Source organism: Kitasatospora sp. NPDC091257, assembly GCF_044757675.1.
GTDB classification, from domain to species: Bacteria; Actinomycetota; Actinomycetes; order Streptomycetales; family Streptomycetaceae; genus Kitasatospora; species Kitasatospora lactacystinica.
The window spans coordinates 1-1,521 of record NZ_JBIVVI010001643.1 but is presented as its reverse complement, the minus strand read 5'-3'; the positions used below and the strand labels follow the sequence as shown (position 1 = coordinate 1,521).

At 72.8% G+C, this 1,521-nt stretch carries 1 protein-coding gene and 1 pseudogene; one reads left to right on the top strand and one right to left on the bottom strand.

Annotated elements, in window-relative coordinates; all coding sequences use genetic code 11:
* Positions 1–1,059: pseudogene (locus ACIQOV_RS40970) on the bottom strand (hypothetical protein); the annotation flags it as partial.
* A gap of 135 nt (positions 1,060–1,194) precedes the next feature.
* Here ACIQOV_RS40970 and ACIQOV_RS40965 point away from each other — a divergent pair.
* Positions 1,195–1,521, top strand: a 327-nt coding sequence (locus tag ACIQOV_RS40965; protein ID WP_401056165.1) for an MGMT family protein, incomplete at its 3' end; no start/stop codon positions are given.

Below are 1,521 nucleotides of genomic sequence, written 5' to 3'. Positions count from 1 at the left end.
CGACCCGCGGACCGGCCCCGAGCTGCAGCTGCTGCTGGTCGTCGACAACGCCGAGCACGTCATCGACACGGTGGCCGGGGTGAAGCCGACCTTGCGCAGGCCGATCATCAGGTGCTGGCCGGTGGGCCGGATGTTGGGGGAGCCGATCGCGTACAGCGTGCCGTAGGCGACGGACCAGCCGATCAGCACGGTGAGCATCAGCGACAGCGGGGTGGTGTAGCCGCCGAGCAGCTCGGTGACCCCGCTGAAGACCACCACCACCCACAGGGCGACCCGCCAGCGGGGTCTGCTCGACATGCCGACGGCGGTCATGTAGGCGATCACCGGGGCGAGGTAGCCGTGCACCGGGTCGGTGAGGGTGCCGTTGCTGTCCAGGGGCAGCCTGGTCAGCGCGTCCCGGGTGTGCTCGGAGGCGCCCTCGGCCACCCACCAGTCGATGCCGAGCGAGACGCCGTACGCCAGCACCGAGGCGAGCACGCCGTCGGCGACCCGCAGGCCGTCGCGTTTGATCAGCCGTTCGACGGCGAAGGCCAGCGGCACGGCGAGCACCGCGACGCTGGAGAGCAGGCCGGTGATGGTGGAGAACACCGCGGAGAAGTGCGGCGCGTTGGAGGCGATGTCCTGCTCGATGCCGCTGGTGGTCCCGGTGGCGATGCCGGCCAGCACGAAGACGGCGACTATCCCGAGGACGCCGGCCAGGAAGCGGATCAGGTCGGACGGGCGGTGCGCGCGGGCGGCGAGCAGCGGCTCGTCGACGTCCAGGTGCGGGGCCTCGTCCAGCGGGTCGTGGTCCGGCGGCTCGTGGTCCTCGGGCGGGACGGCAGGGGCCGTCGGGAGCGCCGGCTCCGGGGCCGAGGTGGTCTCGGCCGCGGGAGGGCCGGGCTGTCCGGGGGCCTTCGCGGGTGCGGGGGTCTTGATCGTTCGGTCCTTGATCAGGGAGACTTCCGGCGTCGGGCCCGGTTCGGGCCGGCCTTCGCTCTCGTTCCCGGGCGTCGACGGCACGGCGGAGGCGGACTCGTCGGAGTCCTTGTCCACGCCCACGTCAGCCGTCCCGGTCATCTGGTCTTGTCCTCGTATCACCACTCACCGCCCCGGAAGATGGTGGCATGCCCCGGCGTCCCGTGCGGGACAGGGGGCGGATCGGGCGCGGCGGATCGTACGCACCGGGCCACGGACGCGCCCCTGTAAGGAAGAATGCCGCAGGTGACGGACGCAACACACGACGGTCTTCCGGACGCCCTGCCGCCGTTCGCCGAACTGGTGCTCGACCTGACCGAGCGGATTCCACCCGGCAGGGTGATGACCTACGGCGACGTCGCCGAATACCTCGGCCAGGGCGGCCCCCGGCAGGTCGGCCGGGTGATGGCACTGTACGGCGGCTCGGTGCCCTGGTGGCGGGTGATCCGCGCGGACGGCCGCCTGCTGCCCGGGCACGAGCAGCGCGCCCTCGCCCACTACGGCGACGAGGGCACCCCGCTGCGCGAACTCGCCGACCCGCCCCGGGTCGACCTGAAGCGGGCC